The sequence below is a fragment of the Chelatococcus sp. HY11 genome (assembly GCF_018398335.1).
Classification (GTDB): domain Bacteria; phylum Pseudomonadota; class Alphaproteobacteria; order Rhizobiales; family Beijerinckiaceae; genus Chelatococcus.
In genome coordinates, this window is record NZ_JAHBRX010000001.1 from 3,160,151 (window position 1) to 3,175,760 (window position 15,610).

A 15,610-nucleotide genomic window follows, 5' to 3' on the forward strand; every position below is an offset into this window, starting at 1 on the left:
GGAAGCTACGCTTTAACCGCAGAGCTGGCGCATCGGGAACCTGTGTTCATCAACACTGAGGCAGACTTGGATCAATCTCTACTCAGGAATCGCACCTTCGACGACCTCACGATCGGCGAGAGTGCTTCCCTCGTGCGCGTCGTTGGCCGCGACGACATCGATCTTTTCGCCACCGTGTCCGGCGATGTAAATCCCGCTCATCTCGATCCCGTCTTCGCGTCGACCGATATTTTCGGACATATCGTCGCTCATGGGATGTGGACCGGCGCGCTGGTCTCGGCCGTGCTCGGCACGAAGCTGCCGGGCCCGGGCACGATCTATCTCGAGCAGGATCTACGCTTCCGCAAACCGGTCTCCCCCGGAGATACGATCACTGTCACCGTCATCGTCCGGGAGAAGTGGCCGGAGCAGCGCATCGTCGTACTCGACACGCGCTGCGCGAACCAGCGCGGCGAGGAGGTATTGAACGGCTCGGCGACCGTGATAGCTCCGGACCGCACCGTCGAATGGCCGCGCGCGAAGCTCCCCGACGTTGCACTGGTACGGCGTCACCGATACGAGCATTTCGTCAACGAGGCTCGCGCCCTGCCAGTGCTCAAGGCAGCGATCGTCCATCCTTGCTCGCCTGATGCCATACTTGCCGCGGTGGAGCTCCGTAACGAGGGTTTGCTCGAGCCGCTTCTCGTCGGGCCCGAGGCCAAAATCAGGGCTGCGGCTGAGGAGGCCGGCGTCTCGCTTGATGGTATCCCGATCGAAGCCGTCGAGCACAGCCACGCGGCTGCTGCCCGCGCCGTCGAGCTTGCCGCCGGCGGTCGCGTCGCCACGCTCATGAAGGGTAGTCTGCATACCGACGAACTGCTCGGAGCGGTTATCGCCGAGAATTCCGGACTGCGGACAGATCGTCGCGTCAGCCATGTCTATGCGATGAGCGTGCCCGCCTACTCGAAGCCGCTTGTCGTTACCGATGCGGCGATCAACATTCAGCCGACTCTCGATCACAAGCGCGACATCTGCCAGAATGCAGTCGACCTTCTGCACACGCTCGGCGTCGTCGAACCGCTCGTTGCCGTCCTTACTGCCGTCGAGACCGTCAACTCCCGCATGCCATCGACGCTCGACGCCGCCGCGCTGACTGTCATGGCGGCTCGCGGCCAGATCACGGGCGCACGCGTCGATGGGCCGCTCGCCTTCGACAACGCCATCAACTCCGACGCAGCGCGCACCAAGGGTATAATCTCGCCGGTCGCCGGTCAGGCAGATATTCTGCTCGTACCGGATCTCGAGGCCGGAAACATGCTGGCGAAGCAACTGATCTATTTCGGCGGCGCGGACGCAGCCGGGCTCGTGCTCGGCGCCCGCGTGCCGATCATCCTGACGAGCCGAGCCGATTCCTTGCGCACCCGCATCGCCTCCGCTGCCCTTGCCAAGCTCGTCGCATTTCGCCGGTCTCAGGAAGTAAAACCCGCATGAGCCAGCGCATGCTTGTCACGTTCAACGCGGGATCGTCCACGGTGAAGCTCGGCCTGTTCGCCCTCGAAGGGGATGGGGCGCGGCGCATCGGGAAGGGAATGATCGACTTCCACAAGCCGCCCCTTCAGTTTCGTCTTCTCGAGGGACAGGACAGGTTCGATGTGGCGCTTGAATCCGACCCTGCCGCCGAACTGCATGAAGTGCTCGGCGAGGCCTTCCGCCGGCTGTCCTGGCACTACGATATGGATCAGATCACCGCCGCCGGCCATCGCATCGTTCATGGCGGCGACACCTTCGCCGGACCGATCCGGCTCGACGACACGGCGTTCGAAACCTTACAAGCCCTGACGCCGCTCGCGCCGCTGCATCAGCCGCAGGGGTTGCGGCTCGTCCGCGCGATCAGCCGCTTGCGACCCGGGCTGCCGCAAGCGGCCTCTTTCGACACAGCTTTCCATCGCACCCAGACGGACCTCGTTCGTCGCTTCGCGATCCCGCGCGCCCTGCATGACGAAGGTGTGAAACGCTACGGTTTCCATGGACTTTCCTACAAGTTTATCGCAAGCGAAATTGCGAAAAGCGAGCCCGAACTCGCCGGCGCGCGCGTCGTGGTCGCCCATCTTGGCAGTGGCGCCAGTTTGTGCGGATTGGCGGGCGGCCGCAGCTGCGACACCAGTATGGGCTTCTCCGCCCTGGATGGGGTTCCGATGGCGACCCGCTGCGGCGCGCTGGATCCTGGCGCTGTTCTACATTTCATTATGCAGAAAGGCATGAGCCCGGCCGATGTCGAGGATCTGCTCTATCGTCGCTCCGGGCTCCTCGGCATCTCCGGGATCAGCGCCGACAGTCGCGAATTGATCGAAAGCGCTGCCCCCGAAGCCGCCGAGGCGCTTGAACTCTTCTGCTTTCGCATCGCCGGCGAAATCGCCCGACTCGCGGCCACGCTCGGCGGGCTCGACGCTGTCGTCTTCACGGCGGGCGTGGGCGAAAATCAGCCGCCGGTGCGCGCCGCGGTCGCGCGTCGTCTCAGCTGGCTCGGGCTCGAGCTGGACGAGGCCGCAAACGCCGTCAATGCCCGGTCGATTGGCGCCGCAGGCGCGCGCGTCAAAATACTGGTCATCGCGACGGACGAAGAGAGCGTCATCGCCGACGAGGCGCTGTCGGTTCTGCGACCTGACAGCGCCGCTGTAGAACGCTTGTGATGTCCCCCATCGTCGACCTCTCGGGCAAACGCGGGCTCATCATCGGCATCGCCAATGCACAGAGCATCGCCTCCGGCTGCGCTCATGTCTTTCGTCGGTGGGGGCGGAACTTGCAATCACCTATCGCAATGACAAGGCGCTGCCTCATGTGGAGCCGGTCGCGCGCGCAACGGACGCGACGACCTTCGCGCCCTGCGACGTGCGCAGTCCTGGACACCAACTTGATGCTCCGGGCAATTAGGAGTGGGAATGAGCAACATTTTCCGTGCGCTCGGCCGTCTATCGTTCGTCGTCATCGCCATGACGATCCTTGCCGCCTGCAGTTCTCTTCCGCGGACACAGTACACCGCCAATGACGCGCTATCCTCGCGTGTGCTCGACCTCAACGATCTGCGGAAATATGCGGACGAGCCAGTATCGACGTTCTCCAATGAAGCGCGCATGCCCCTTCGTGCTGGCTCGCATAGCTATCTTGCGCTATCCGGAGGCGGTGCCGACGGTGCCTACGGTGCCGGCGTCTTGAGCGGCTGGGCCGCAGCCGGCACTCGCCCGCAGTTTTCAGTTGTTTCGGGGGTGAGTACCGGCGCATTGATTGCGCCGTTTGCATTTCTTGGGTCTACCTACGATGCCACGCTGAAAGAAATATACACCAGCGGCATAGCGGAGAGCCTTCTCGGATCGCCAAGTATTACGAATGCCCTTTTTAGATCGGGCGTGTTTGGAAATACGCGTCTGCGCGAGCTCGTCGCTCATTATGTTGACCAGCGTATGCTCGCAGCAATTTCTGCCGAGCACGCTAGGGGCAGAAGGCTTTTCATTGTAACCACCAATCTCGATACGCAACGCACGGTGATCTGGGACATGGGGCGAATTGCTTCGATTGGATCAACTCAGGCTTTGAACCTGTTTCGGGACGTCATTGCCGCATCGGCAAGCATCCCGGTGGTATTCCCACCTATCCTAATCGACGTTGAGGCAAATGGGCGTCGTTTTGAGGAGATGCATGCGGATGGGGCCGTGATGACGCCCGTACTGACGTTACCGGATGCATTCCTCTTACGGAATGGAAACTTCAGCCGAAATCTACATATAGACATCTATATCTTGATCAACAACAAGGTTGACCCAGATTTTCAAGTGGTGCGGAACAACACTGCGGATATCGCTGCGCGGAGTTCTGCCTCGCTCACAAAGAGGCAAACTCGGTCTATTCTATACGACACCTTTGACTTCGCCCGGCACAACAAGCTTGGGTTCAACCTGACCTACATCGACGGGAATGTTCCGTCACCTGCCTCGCCTGACTTTGATACAGGCTATATGCGGTCTCTTTATGAGTACGGTTATGAAAAGGCGAAAACCGGTCCGTTCTGGGAGAAAGCGCCACCATCGAATGATCGTCCTCTGAATGGCGGCCGCGAACAAAGGGTTGGAATGTAGCGAGCCGGAGACCGTCGACAAAGCTGTTTGGTGTGAACTCGGGCTGGCTAAGACATCAAACACGCAAATCAGCTTTGCTCGGCTCGCATGCACTCGCGATGTCGGGCTAACCGTCGACGATGGCCATCTGTTAGCGGAATGGGGGAATGCCAGCGCAGTTCGGCACGCGCTTGCTCGCTGAGGCTGGCCGAGAACTCGGGCCTGCCCTGGTCGTCAAATGTGACGAGCGCACGGTCGAAGGCAGCATCCCACAGCGCCGCTCGGCGTCGCTTTCGCACGCGCTCCACGGCACGATGTGCGAGGCTCGCAGCAGCGCCGGGTCGGAGATCCCCGTCAGGCCCCGCATACGGCCCACCTTTCGTCTTCGGCAACAGAAACGCCGACACGTTGAGATCGCATGCCGTTTCAAGTTGCCATGCGACTGCACCTTGCTTGGTCAGCGCACGTAGTCTTGCAGACTTGGCTTCAATCTCGTCGACGGTATTTTCCGGCATAGCGCGAAGCGCCTCGAAATCGCGCGTGACGTCTCTTGCACGGCTGAAACCGGAGCCTTCGGCGATACGATCTTTTTCTGCTTTCTCCAGGTTGTTCTTTCGGGCGTAGTATCTTGCTACCTCTTTGTTGTCGCCGGCGAGCTCCTTGAACGCAGCATCCGGAATACCCTGCTCCAGCACCTTTAAATCGAACACGCCAAAAAGAGAGTCGCCGCAACGGATCTGCGCATCGAAGAAGCCAAGCAGAAGGCCAGGGTCCACCGTCTCGATCCAGAGAGCGACCTTGGTGAGTTCAACCGCCATCGGGTTGCGATCGACACCATAGATGCAGCAGCGGGTGACATCACGCAGCGCATGTCGGAAATCTGCAAGCGAGGGTGTGCCCTCCGCTCGAATGCGGGCAAGACGAGTAGCGATTCGGCGGGCAGCGGCTAGCAGGAAGTGGCCCGATCCGCAGGCGGGGTCGATGACGCTGAGCTTCAACAAGGCTTGGGCTGGGTCGGCGGCTTCCGCCTCTGTCTTGTCGCGAATAGGATCGAGCGCTGTGTCGAGGAGTGCCTGCACGAGGCTGTCCGGCGTGTAGTAGGAGCCGGTGGTTTTGCGCTGGTTACCCTTCTGCTCAGTGGCTTCCGAGGCGAAGGTGAGCGTCTTGCCGTCGTCGCCAAGCTGCGGCTGGAGTTCGAGCAGAGATTCATAGACCGAACCCAGCTCCTCGGTTTCCATCGCGCGCCAGTTCACCGGCACCATGCCGGTTTTTTCGGATATCCGACCAGATTCTGCCGGGAATGCGGACATGAGGTCCACGTCGTCACCAAGACTGAGGACGCTGACGGCATCCTGTTTCTGCCGAGAAACATCGACGATGCGCCCCTCGATGATCAGGAGGGGGGACGCCGCGGGTTATCTGACCGCTACGGGAGACGGGGATCCCGACTACGCCTTCACTGGTGAGATCGAGAGCTATCCGGAGGATTGGCGCGAGGAGCGCAATGGCATCGAGCGGCTTCGGGCTAACAGGAAACGCCGGATGCCTCAGATGGTCACGGTGGCTCCCGACGGGCGGTACGATTCATCCGGGAAGAGCTTCTGGTTCATAGGCGATGCCGCCGTTCGGCTGACGAGCAGCATCACTCGTTCCAGATGATGGCCGCGGCCGCGGTCAATCACCTCGCTGGCTTAGTGGCCGAGACCCAATGGCGCGAGATCCAATGTCTCAGCCGATACAAGCCGTCGGTCGAGCTGGGTCGGCCCGTTCGCGCCAATCTGCTGGATGTTGTGAATCGGAGCCGGGATCAAAGATGGTGCGGGCGGTCGGACTCGAACCGACATATCCGTGAAGATGGTGGATTTTGAATCCACTGCGTCTACCAATTCCGCCACGCCCGCACACCACCGCCGATCCTACCCCAGGTTTCGGCTCCTAGCCGGCTCCTAGACTATTTTCGGCGATTTTCCTACTCGCCTTTGCCACTCTGTCAGCCCGTTGAAAATACGACGGTTTCAACTCGTCGTGATTTTCTGTGGATTGGTAGACAAACCACTTTTTGAGTCCGGCGCGTCTACCAGTTCCACCACACCCGCACGCAGCGACGAAGCCGTCGCCATGGGCAGCTATTTGCCATAGCAAGCCCGAGAAAGTCCAGCCTCGAAAGCTGATTGTTTTTAACGGGCGCTTCCAGCGCTCCAAGGTCCCCGGCGCCGACGGCATTTCGCGTCAGCGGCGCCATTCCTCCGCGGAATCAATCCCAGCTCAGAGCGCCGCCGCTCTGGTATTCGATAACCCGGGTCTCGAAGAAGTTCTTCTCCTTCTTGAGGTCCATAGCCTCCGACATCCAGGGGAAGGGGTTGTCCGTCTCGGCGAACACCGGCGAAAGGCCGAGCTGGGCGCAGCGCCGGTTGGCGATGAAATGCATGTACTGTTCGCAGAGTGCGGCGTTCAGGCCGAGGAAGCCCCGCGGCATGGTGTCCCGGCCGTAGGACGCCTCGAGTTCAGCAGCCTCGCGCAGCATCCCGCGCACTTCGTCCTGGAAGGCCGACGTCCAGAGATGCGGGTTCTCGTGCTTGATCTGGTTGATGACGTCAATGCCGAAATTGAGGTGAATACTCTCATCCCTGAGGATGTACTGGTACTGCTCGGCGATGCCGACCATCTTGTTGCGCCGACCCAGCGACAGAATCTGTGCGAAGCCCGTGTAGAACCACATGCCCTCGAACACGACATAAAAGGCCACGAGATCGCGCAGGAACGCCTGGTCCGCCGCAGGCGTGCCGGTCTTGAAGTCGGGATCATCGAGATGCTGCGTGTGCTTCAGCGCCCAGGCGGCCTTGTCGGTGATCGACGGCACCTCGCGATACATGTTGAACAATTCGCCCTCGTCCAGGCCGAGGCTCTCCACGATATACTGGAAGGTATGCGTGTGGACCGCCTCCTCGAAGGCCTGGCGCAGCAGATACTGCCGGCATTCCGGGTTGGTGAGATGCCGATAGATGGCCAGCACGATGTTGTTGGCCACAAGGCTTTCGGACGCCGCGAAGAAGCCGAGATTGCGCTTGATCGCCCGGCGTTCGTCGTCCGTCAGGCCTTCGCGTGATTTCCACAAGGCGATATCGGCCTGCATGGAAACCTCGGTCGGCATCCAGTGGTTGTTGCAACCCGCGAGATACTTCTCCCAGGCCCATTTATACTTGAGCGGCAGCAGCTGGTTCACGTCGGCGCGGCAGTTGATCATCGCCTTGTCGTCGACGGTGACGCGCCCGCCTCCGCGATCGATGGCGCCGAGGCCGGTGGCGTCGCCAGCGGGCTGCTGGCCGGACGGCAAGGGCTGGAATGGGAGCGCGGCTGTGGCCTTCGGCTCTGACCAATCGAGCATTCTTTTATTCTCCAAATGTCTTGTCATGTGGGGCTATGGCCCTCACTCACCCCCTCACCCCAACCCTCTCCCGCTCAACATGGCTGTTGCCGTGTTGAGCTTGAACAACGCCAAGTTGGCGATAGCCGACTTGGCGGAGAGAGGGAGGCGCTCTTCCTATTGGCAGGCTTCGCAGTCGGGGTCGTCGATCGCGCAGGCCTTGCCCCAGGCGGCGCCGAGTTCAGCCTCACCTGCCGCCACATCACTCGCTTTACGCGTCTCGGCGATGAGAATCGGCGATGCCGCGGGCGCAGCAGCCGGCACCACCGCGGAAACCGCGTTGAGCTTGCCGTCGGTGCCCTTCAGCGTCGATTTCTCGACATGGGTCGCGGAGCGCGAGCGCAGGTAGTAGGTCGTCTTCAGGCCGCGCTGCCACGCCAGGCGATAGAGCGTGTCGAGCTTACGCCCGGACGGATTGGCGATGTAGAGATTGAGCGACTGCGACTGGTCGATCCATTTCTGCCGGCGCGCGGCCGCCTCGATCAGCCAGGCCGAATCGATTTCGAAAGCCGTCGCGTAGAGCGCCTTGAGATCGTCGGGCACCCGGTCGATCTGGCCGACACTGCCGTCGAAATATTTGAGATCCGACACCATCACCTCGTCCCACAGGCCGCGCGCCTTGAGGTCGCGCACCAGCGCGGCGTTCACCACGGTGAAATCGCCCGACATGTTCGATTTCACGAAGAGGTTCTGGTAGGCGGGCTCGATCGACTGGCTGACCCCGCAGATATTGGAGATCGTCGCGGTGGGCGCGATCGCCATCGTGTTGGAATTGCGCATGCCGGTCGTGACCACCCGCTGGCGCAACGTCTCCCAATCGAGCTTCGACGAGCGGTCGAAAACCCCGTCACGCGTTGCAGTGCCGCGCGCCTCGGCCAGGAGGCCGACGGAATCGATCGGCAGGATGCCGCGTGACCATAGCGACCCTTCGAAGGATGAATAGCGGCCGCGCTCGACTGCCAGATCGACCGAGGAAGCGATGGCGTGGAACGAGATGGCTTCCATGCTCGCATCCGCGAAGGAAACGGCCGCGTCCGAGCCATAGGGAATGCGCAGGGTCTGCAGGGCGTCCTGGAAGCCCATCAGGCCAAGGCCAATCGGCCGATGACGCAGGTTCGACCGGCGCGCCTCGGGGATCGTGTAGAAGTTGATGTCGATGACATTGTCGAGGATGCGCATCGCGGTTTTGACCGTGCGCACCAATTTCTCCATATCGAGGCCGTCAGCCGTGACATGGGCCGCGAGATTGACTGAGCCGAGATTGCAGACTGCCACCTCGTCATGGGAGGTGTTCAGCGTGATCTCGGTGCAGAGGTTCGAGGAATGCACAACGCCCGCGTGCCCCTGGGGCGAGCGGATGTTGCAGGGATCCTTGAAGGTGAGCCAGGGGTGGCCGGTCTCGAACAACATGGTCAGCATGCGCCGCCAGAGGTCGAGCGCCCTCACCTGCTTGAACACCTTCATCTCACCGCGCGCGGCCTTTGCCTCATAGGCCTCGTAGGCATCACGGAAAGCCGGCCCGTAGCGATCATGCAGGTCCGGTACCTCGTCCGGCGAAAACAGTGTCCACGGGCCGTCCGCCTCGACGCGCTGCATGAACAGGTCCGGCACCCAGTTGGCGGTGTTCATGTCGTGGGTGCGGCGGCGATCGTCGCCGGTGTTCTTCCGGAGATCGAGGAATTCCTCGATGTCCACATGCCATGTCTCGAGGTAGCCGCAGACGGCGCCCTTCCTCTTGCCGCCCTGATTGACGGCGATCGCCGTATCATTGGCCACCTTGAGGAAGGGCACGACGCCCTGGCTTTCGCCGTTGGTGCCCTTGATATGGGCGCCGAGGCCACGCACCGGCGTCCAGTCATTGCCGAGCCCGCCGGAATATTTGGCGAGCAGGGCATTGTCCTTGATCGCCTTGAAGATGCCGTCGAGGTCGTCCGACACCGTGGTCAGGAAGCAGGAGGCAAGCTGCGAGCGGCGCGTGCCGGCGTTGAACAGCGTCGGCGTCGAGCACATGAAATGGAAGGACGAGAGGAGATCGTAAAATTCGATCGCCTTCGCCTCGCGGTCGACCTCACGCAGCGCCACACCCATGGCGACGCGCATGAAGAAAGCCTGCGCCAGCTCGAACCGCGTGCCGCGCACATGCAGGAAATAGCGGTCGTAGAGCGTCTGGAAGCCGAGATAGTCGAAGTTCAGATCGCGCTCGGGCTTCAGCGCGGCGGCGAGGCGGGCCAGATCGAAGCGGGCGAGCTCAGGGTCGAGAAGCTCATTGTCGATGCCAGTCTTCACGTAAGCGTGGAAATAGCTCGGGTAGCGCTCGGCCATCTCGGCCTGCGTCGCCTCCTCCGCGCGGCCGAAGACGAAGCTCAAGGCCTCGCGCCGCAGCTTGTCGTTCAAGAGCCGCGCGGAAACCTTGGCATAGTCCGGCTCGGTCTCGACAAGGGTGCGGGCCGCGAGGATCGGCGCGAGCGCCAGTTCGTCCCGGCTGATGCCGTCGTAGAGGTTGCGGCGCGCCTCCGTGAGGATCGCCTCAGCGGTCACGCCTTCGAGACCGGCGCAGGCTTCCGCGATGATGGCGGCAAGGCGCGCCTCGTCGAGCGGCACAAGTTCGCCGTCAGCGCCCTTCATGCGAAGGTGTGGCTGCTCCGGCGTCGTCGTCGCGTCATTGGCGGCGCGGGCGCGCTCGCGGGCACGCTCCTCGCGATAGAGCACATAGGCGCGCGCGGCCTTGTGATGCTCGCTGCGCATGAGGGCGAGCTCGACCTGGTCCTGCACATCCTCGATGTGGAAGGTACGCCCGGCATCGGCGCGACGGGTCAGCGCGGCGACAATCTGGCCGGTGAGATCAGCGACGATGTCGTGCACGCGGCGCGAGGCGGCGGCGCTCGATCCTTCGACGGCGAGGAACGCCTTCGTCAGCGCAACGGCGATCTTCGACGGGTCGAACGGCGTCACAGCGCCGTTGCGGCGGATGAGCTGGTATCCCGGCTCAGCGGCCGCGCGGGGGGCGCCCGTCACACCAGCGGGCGAGCGTGACAGCCTGGCTTCGGTTTCGCGGGCTTCGGTTTCGGTCATCAAGGACATCGGCAACACACCCCATTCTTGGGGGCAAAGGCCGAGCGGACGCGCAAACAGGAGCGCCCGGCAGCCTTCCGCCGCGACAAACTCCAGGCGATCCACCGGGGCACCCCGCCCGAGGACAATCTCAATCGTCGCGGCAGGTCTCCTGGCTGTGGATCGCCGCCCACGCCCTGCCTTCCCGGCGCCATGCGACGCCAGTGACATCAGTTGGACGTAGACTCACCACTTACAGTTGCGGGGGCAGCTTCGGTTTGGCGGTGCCAAAGCTCCGCGCCCGAATTCCCTCTTGCCCGCTCGAATACGAATCGAGCGACCGTGACCACTAGATATAGGGGGTAATTGCCCGCTTATGTCAATATATGCGATATCTCGGCGCGGCGTGGGATCACGGCCAGGGTTAATTTTTCCTCATTTTCCCCAGGCCGCCGAGCGCGAGCAGCGCAAGGCCGAGCGAGGCGAGCGCACTCCAGCCGGCGAGCGAAACACCCAGGAAACGCCAGGCGGCCTCGTCGCAGCGCACCACGCGGGTGGTCTGCAGGTTCTTGAGAAAATCATTGAGGCCGACATTGTTGTTCATGGGGCCGGTGCAATCCGCAGGCCCCTGCCACAAATGCCACTCCGCGCCGCTGTGGTAGACGCCGAGGCCGGCGTTGTAGAGGAACGCGACCGCGATGATGCCGAAGCCTATCCAGCGCAGGCCCACGAACAGCCGGTCACGCCGCTCATCGGGCAGAAGCGCGAGCACCGCCGCTATCGGCATCGCGAGATAGTAGGGCTGGCGCTGTTTGAGACAAAGCTCACAGGGCTTCAGCCCCAGCACGTACTCAAAATAATAGGCGCCGCCGATGAGGGCGACGCAAATGACGAGGATCGTCAGTGCAACAAGGCGTGGGCGCGAGAGAAGGGACATTGAACGCTCGTGAGGCGAGGCGCCCTGTCGATGCGCGCCCCTAGAATATATAGCGGACGGCCACGAAGCCGCCGATGATGGTGGCAAACAGGATGATTGCGGCCAGACCGAGGTTGCGCTCCAGGATTTCCTTGGCGGGAGCCCCGAAACGGTTGACCAGCGCGGCGAGAATATAGAACCGCAGGCCCCGGGTGATGATTGACAGTATCGTGAACCACAGAAGGTCGTAGCCGGCAAAGCCGGATGTGATGGTCACCAGCTTGTAGGGGATAGGCGTGAGGCCCTTGATCAGGATGATCCATTCGCCATAGGCCGCATAGGCCTGCCGGAAAGCCTCGACATTGTCACCGTAACCATAAGCCTGGATGATCCAGGCGCCGAGCGTGTCATAGAGCACCGCGCCGATGGCATAGCCGAACAAGCCGCCAATGACCGACGCCACCGTGCAGACACCGGCATAGAAAAAGGCCTTGTCCGGCCGCGCCAGCGCCATCGGCACGAGAAGCACATCCGGCGGGACCGGAAAGAATGAACTTTCGGCAAAGGAGACGAGCGCCAGCGCCCAGGCAGCGTATGGGCTTGCGGCAAGCGACAATGTCCAGTCGTAGAGGCGGCGCAGCATTGGGACCGCTTAAGCTGCCCCGCCAGTCTTGTCCATCGCCATCGCGCGTTGCGGTTACCAAATCCGCAAACACGCGGCATGACTGCCACGGTTCTCGCCAGGCGGGCAGGAAACGCATGATTGTCGGCGCATGATTGTTCTTGAGGCCCGAAAGCGTTATTGCGTGGGTGTGACCGCTCATTCTCGCCCCCCCACCCACCGTCAGGAACTGCCGGCAGCAGCCGGCGAATCCGTCGCGTTGCGCTATGAGGCGCTCATCGCCACGGGCACGGTAGAGCGCGATGAGGCGCAGCTCGCGCTCATCGCGCAACTCGATCGGCTCGTGGAAACGCTGCGGCGGGCCGAGAAGGCCAAGGCCGCGCCGAAGCGCCCCTTCGCGTGGCTGCTGGGTCGGCGCGAGCGCGACAATGGAGCGGTGGTCCGTGGGCTCTATGTCTGGGGTTCTGTCGGGCGTGGCAAGACGATGCTGATGGACCTCTTCTTCGAGGTCGCACCGGTCGCACTGAAACGGCGGGCGCATTTCCACGCCTTCATGAGCGATGTGCACGAGCGCATCTTCCACTTCCGGCAGCGCGTCAAGCGCGGCGAGGAGAAGGACACAGACCCGATCCCCCACGTGGCGGCCGAACTCGCGAAGGAAGCCGAGCTTCTGTGCTTCGACGAATTCGCGGTGACCGATATCGCCGACGCGATGATCCTCGGGCGTCTTTTCACCAGCCTCTTCTCGCTCGGCGTCGTGGTGGTCGCGACGTCCAACGTCGTGCCTGACCGTCTCTATGAGGACGGGCTCAATCGGGCGCTTTTCCTGCCGTTCATCGCTCTCCTCAAGGAGCGGATGGACGTAGTCAAGCTCCAGTCGCGTACGGATTTCCGGCTTGAGAAACTCGCCGGGAGCCCGGTCTTCATCGTGCCCGACGATGACAACGCCCGACAGCGCCTGGATACGATGTTCCACGCGCTCACCGGCTCCACCGGCGGACCCTTGTCATTGACGGTGAAGGGGCATCCGGTGGAGGTGCCTTGCGCGGCCGGCGGCGTCGCACGCTTTGCCTTCACCGATCTCTGCAGCAAGCCGCTCGGCGCCTCCGATTACCTAGCGCTGGCGGAACGCTTCCATACCCTCATCGTCGAGAACATTCCGGCGCTCAATTTCGACCGCCGCAATGAAGCCAAGCGCTTTATTACCCTCGTCGATACGCTCTACGACCGGCATGTGAAACTTCTCGCGTCCGCGGCGGCGGAGCCGCAGAACCTCTACCATGCCGATCAGGGACGCGAGGCCTTTGAATTCGACCGCACGGTCTCTCGCCTGATCGAGATGCAGTCCGAGGAATATCTCTCTGCGCCCCACGGGCGCGGCGACTCCACCGGCTCAGGCGACAGTACCGGGCTCGTGGAGACCTGATGACGGTGCGCCCGCCGCTGCCGAGGGATCATCGCGGCAGAAGCGTCCGTGACAGGAGCGTCCGCGGCCAACCTGGTCCGCTCACAGCAAGCCCCGCATCGACGTCCCCAGGCGCAAGCCCGCATGGCTAGACATCCATCGGCCAAACAGCCTTCACCTAGAAATCCTTTGACCAAGCCGACCAATATCGCGCCCGACAGGGTGGACGCGCGCCTCATCGCCATCGCCAATGAGCATGTGCGCAAGTTCGGTCCGGGCAAGATGACCGTGGTGGCTGTCGCCGAGGCGGCTGGCATGACCCATGCCAACGTCTACCGCTATTTCCCCTCGAAAAATGCCCTGATCGATGCGGTCGTCGGTGAGGCGCTGAAACCGATCGAGACCGTGATCGCGGACGTGGCGAGCGCGCCGGACCCTGCCGACGACAAGCTGGAGCGGCTGGTCCTCGACCTCGCGCGCCTCTATCGCACGCTGATGGAGCAGAACGCGCCGGTGTTCCGCCTCTTCGTCACAGCGACCCTCGAGAACCGGGCCGTCGCGCGTCGGCATCGCGGACGCGTGCGCATGCTGGTTGAACGTGTGGTCGACGAGGGCATAGCGACGGGCGCATTCGAGCCGCGCGACCGGGAAGGCGCCCTCTCCTTCCTGACCGACGTGCTTTACCGCTTCACCCACCCGAGCGCCATTCTGGCGGACGCTGGGGTCCCGCGTGACGTGCTCGATAGGCGCCTCGCGGCGGTGGTGCGGGTAGCCCTGCGGGCCTTGTCCGTAGGCCTGATCTAGGGTCCGGGAAAGCCGAAAAGTTACATTTTTCAAATTCTGTTACTAACTCGAATCGCTGAGCTCAATGCACTCGGAAGCCCTCCGGGGATTCCCATAAGCTCCTGCAATTGAATTAGTTTTATAAGCAACCGGCATGGCGGACGCGCAGGCGGCCTTCCACCGTCGCGCAGGCTGCCAACCCGGCTGTCACAACCTTGACTTGATGCAGTGCTGCCTTTGAGGCAAAGAACCTCGGTATTCCCGAGGGCATGATCCCTCCCCTTCAAAGCCAAGGACGTTTTCTATGGCCCGTAAGAAGATCGCTCTGATCGGCGCAGGCCAGATCGGCGGCACGCTCGCGCATCTGGCTGGTCTCAAGGAACTCGGCGACATCGTCCTCTTCGACATCGCAGAGGGCACCCCCCAGGGCAAGGCCCTCGACCTCGCGGAATCCTCCCCCGTCGATGGTTTCGACGCCGCCTATTCGGGAACGCAGTCTTACGCCGACATCGCCGGTGCTGATGTCATCATCGTCACCGCTGGCGTGCCGCGCAAGCCCGGCATGAGCCGCGATGATCTTCTCGGCATCAACCTCAAGGTCATGGACTCGGTCGGCCAGGGCATCAAGCAGTATGCGCCCGACGCCTTCGTCATCTGCATCACCAACCCGCTCGACGCGATGGTGTGGGCCCTGCAGAAGGCCTCGGGCCTGCCGAAGAACAAGATCGTCGGCATGGCCGGCGTGCTCGACTCCGCCCGCTTCCGTTACTTCCTCGCGGAAGAATTCAAGGTCTCGGTCGAGGACGTCACCGCCTTCGTGCTGGGCGGCCACGGCGACGACATGGTGCCGCTCGCCCGTTACTCCACCGTTGCCGGCATCCCGCTCACGGATCTCGTCAAGCTCGGCTGGACCAGCCAGGAGAAGCTCGACGCCATCATCGAGCGCACCCGCAAGGGCGGCGGCGAGATCGTCAACCTCCTCAAGACCGGCTCGGCCTTCTATGCGCCGGCCGCTTCCGCCATCGCCATGGCGGAAAGCTTCCTCAAGGACAAGCGCCGGGTGCTGCCGGCGGCCGCCCATCTCACCGGCCAGTATGGCGTCAAGGACGTCTTCGTCGGCGTGCCGATCGTCATCGGCGCCAATGGTGTCGAGCGCATCGTCGAAATCGAGCTGAACGAGGCCGAGAAGGCGGAATTCGCCAAGTCGGTCGCGGCAGTCGAAGGCCTGATCGAAGCCTGCAAGGGCATCAATCCCGCCTTTGCGTGACCAGCGCGGCCGCAGGAGGTGTCCGGCGACGGTGGTTACCGGAACACCTTATTG

General features: G+C 62.6%; 12 protein-coding genes, 1 tRNA gene, 1 pseudogene and 1 riboswitch. Of the genes and pseudogenes, 8 read left to right on the forward strand and 6 right to left on the reverse strand.

Features of this window, described 5'->3' with window-relative positions; translation table 11 throughout:
* Positions 1 to 42: 42 nt before the first annotated feature.
* From KIO74_RS14485 to KIO74_RS14495, 4 genes and pseudogenes are all read left to right on the forward strand, one after another.
* Positions 43 to 1,470: a bifunctional enoyl-CoA hydratase/phosphate acetyltransferase gene (locus tag KIO74_RS14485; RefSeq protein ID WP_035830963.1), complete on the forward strand. Its 1,428-nt coding sequence runs from the start codon at positions 43 to 45 to the stop codon at positions 1,468 to 1,470.
* Complete coding sequence (locus tag KIO74_RS14490; protein ID WP_029075190.1) at positions 1,467 to 2,669, forward strand: acetate/propionate family kinase; 1,203 nt, start codon at positions 1,467 to 1,469, stop codon at positions 2,667 to 2,669. Before KIO74_RS14485 ends, KIO74_RS14490 begins: the two co-directional genes overlap by 4 nt.
* Positions 2,669 to 2,898, forward strand: a pseudogene (locus KIO74_RS31795) (SDR family oxidoreductase); the annotation flags it as partial. The gene KIO74_RS14490 and the pseudogene KIO74_RS31795, both read left to right, overlap by 1 nt.
* 20 nt (positions 2,899 to 2,918) lie before the next feature.
* Complete coding sequence (locus KIO74_RS14495; RefSeq protein ID WP_084639931.1) at positions 2,919 to 4,109, forward strand: patatin-like phospholipase family protein; 1,191 nt, start codon at positions 2,919 to 2,921, stop codon at positions 4,107 to 4,109.
* Between the two features lie 68 nt (positions 4,110 to 4,177).
* Here the strand turns inward: KIO74_RS14495 and KIO74_RS32655 are convergent, their stop codons facing one another.
* A complete protein-coding gene (locus KIO74_RS32655; RefSeq protein WP_245576853.1) occupies positions 4,178 to 5,398 on the reverse strand; it encodes an N-6 DNA methylase in 1,221 nt (406 codons plus the stop codon).
* 79 nt (positions 5,399 to 5,477) lie between these two features.
* Between KIO74_RS32655 and KIO74_RS14510 the strand changes: the two genes are divergently transcribed.
* Positions 5,478 to 5,747 (forward strand): hypothetical protein, encoded by a 270-nt coding sequence (locus KIO74_RS14510; RefSeq protein ID WP_249730991.1) that lies wholly within the window; start codon positions 5,478 to 5,480, stop codon positions 5,745 to 5,747.
* 155 nt (positions 5,748 to 5,902) lie between these two features.
* Here KIO74_RS14510 and KIO74_RS14515 read toward each other — a convergent pair.
* The 5 genes from KIO74_RS14515 to KIO74_RS14535 all read right to left on the reverse strand — a co-directional run bounded on the left by KIO74_RS14515 (position 5,903) and on the right by KIO74_RS14535 (position 12,122).
* Positions 5,903 to 5,989: transfer RNA gene (locus KIO74_RS14515), tRNA-Leu, on the reverse strand.
* Positions 5,990 to 6,342: 353 nt separating this feature from the next.
* Positions 6,343 to 7,473: a ribonucleotide-diphosphate reductase subunit beta gene (locus KIO74_RS14520; RefSeq protein ID WP_213332559.1), complete on the reverse strand. Its 1,131-nt coding sequence runs from the start codon at positions 7,471 to 7,473 to the stop codon at positions 6,343 to 6,345.
* A gap of 156 nt (positions 7,474 to 7,629) precedes the next feature.
* A complete protein-coding gene (locus KIO74_RS14525) occupies positions 7,630 to 10,584 on the reverse strand; it encodes a ribonucleoside-diphosphate reductase subunit alpha (RefSeq protein ID WP_213332560.1) in 2,955 nt (984 codons plus the stop codon).
* 124 nt (positions 10,585 to 10,708) lie between these two features.
* Positions 10,709 to 10,923, reverse strand: a riboswitch (cobalamin riboswitch).
* Positions 10,924 to 10,987: 64 nt separating this feature from the next.
* Entirely contained in the window at positions 10,988 to 11,500 is a 513-nt protein-coding gene (locus KIO74_RS14530) for a disulfide bond formation protein B (RefSeq protein WP_213332561.1), read from the reverse strand.
* Positions 11,501 to 11,540: 40 nt separating this feature from the next.
* A complete protein-coding gene (locus KIO74_RS14535) occupies positions 11,541 to 12,122 on the reverse strand; it encodes a YqaA family protein (protein WP_213332562.1) in 582 nt (193 codons plus the stop codon).
* Positions 12,123 to 12,252: 130 nt separating this feature from the next.
* Here KIO74_RS14535 and zapE point away from each other — a divergent pair, with 130 nt between their 5' ends.
* The 3 genes from zapE to mdh all read left to right on the forward strand — a co-directional run bounded on the left by zapE (position 12,253) and on the right by mdh (position 15,556).
* On the forward strand, positions 12,253 to 13,527 hold the full coding sequence (gene zapE / locus KIO74_RS14540; RefSeq protein ID WP_213332563.1) for a cell division protein ZapE: 1,275 nt from the start codon (positions 12,253 to 12,255) through the stop codon (positions 13,525 to 13,527).
* A 168-nt stretch (positions 13,528 to 13,695) separates the two neighbouring features.
* Entirely contained in the window at positions 13,696 to 14,310 is a 615-nt protein-coding gene (locus tag KIO74_RS14545) for a TetR/AcrR family transcriptional regulator (RefSeq protein WP_249730992.1), read from the forward strand.
* A gap of 283 nt (positions 14,311 to 14,593) precedes the next feature.
* Entirely contained in the window at positions 14,594 to 15,556 is a 963-nt protein-coding gene (gene mdh / locus KIO74_RS14550) for a malate dehydrogenase (protein ID WP_213332565.1), read from the forward strand.
* Positions 15,557 to 15,610: the final 54 nt, after the last annotated feature.

What these genes read in the sequence shown, in the direction of transcription:
- mdh (WP_213332565.1), top strand. Translation starts at nt 14,594, where the DNA reads ATGGCCCGTAAGAAGATCGCTCTGATCGGCGCAGGCCAGATCGGCGGC.
- KIO74_RS14525 (WP_213332560.1), bottom strand. Translation starts at nt 10,584, where the DNA reads ATGACCGAAACCGAAGCCCGCGAAACCGAAGCCAGGCTGTCACGCTCG.
- KIO74_RS14490 (WP_029075190.1), top strand. Translation starts at nt 1,467, where the DNA reads ATGAGCCAGCGCATGCTTGTCACGTTCAACGCGGGATCGTCCACGGTG.
- KIO74_RS14510 (WP_249730991.1), top strand. Translation starts at nt 5,478, where the DNA reads ATGATCAGGAGGGGGGACGCCGCGGGTTATCTGACCGCTACGGGAGAC.
- KIO74_RS32655 (WP_245576853.1), bottom strand. Translation starts at nt 5,398, where the DNA reads ATGTCCGCATTCCCGGCAGAATCTGGTCGGATATCCGAAAAAACCGGC.
- KIO74_RS14520 (WP_213332559.1), bottom strand. Translation starts at nt 7,473, where the DNA reads ATGCTCGATTGGTCAGAGCCGAAGGCCACAGCCGCGCTCCCATTCCAG.
- KIO74_RS14495 (WP_084639931.1), top strand. Translation starts at nt 2,919, where the DNA reads ATGAGCAACATTTTCCGTGCGCTCGGCCGTCTATCGTTCGTCGTCATC.
- KIO74_RS14535 (WP_213332562.1), bottom strand. Translation starts at nt 12,122, where the DNA reads ATGCTGCGCCGCCTCTACGACTGGACATTGTCGCTTGCCGCAAGCCCA.
- KIO74_RS14530 (WP_213332561.1), bottom strand. Translation starts at nt 11,500, where the DNA reads ATGTCCCTTCTCTCGCGCCCACGCCTTGTTGCACTGACGATCCTCGTC.
- zapE (WP_213332563.1), top strand. Translation starts at nt 12,253, where the DNA reads ATGATTGTTCTTGAGGCCCGAAAGCGTTATTGCGTGGGTGTGACCGCT.